The sequence below is a fragment of the Flavobacterium silvaticum genome (assembly GCF_012911565.1).
GTDB classification, from domain to species: domain Bacteria; phylum Bacteroidota; class Bacteroidia; order Flavobacteriales; family Flavobacteriaceae; genus Flavobacterium; species Flavobacterium silvaticum.
Map to the genome: position 1 here is coordinate 1 of NZ_JAAMPU010000046.1, position 336 is coordinate 336.

Here is a 336-nt window from a genome sequence, read left to right on the forward strand (position 1 = left end):
ACGACGCGGTCGCAGCCATCAACCCAGGCCATGCCGAGGTACTGTACAACGGTGTCGACGACAACTGCGACGGCAACCTCGACGAAGGCTTCCAGCTGCTTTCCAATGTGATCACCGCACAGTGCGGCATCACCCTTGCGGCCATCAACTCGGTGATCCAGGTGACCACCTTCCCGAACATCACCATGTACCGCTACCGTGTCTATAAGATCGTCGGCGGTGTGCCTACAGGTGCCCCTCAATACGTGGAGCGTCCACAGGGATACTTCTCGTTCACCAACATGGCTTCCTACGACTATGCCTCCACGTACAGCATCCAGGTGGAGCTGCAACGCA

At 58.0% G+C, this 336-nt stretch carries 1 protein-coding gene; it reads left to right on the forward strand.

Annotated features, from left to right (window positions below):
* A partial coding sequence (locus G6047_RS00165) for a putative metal-binding motif-containing protein (RefSeq protein WP_169525283.1) occupies positions 1 to 336 on the forward strand: 336 nt, incomplete at both ends.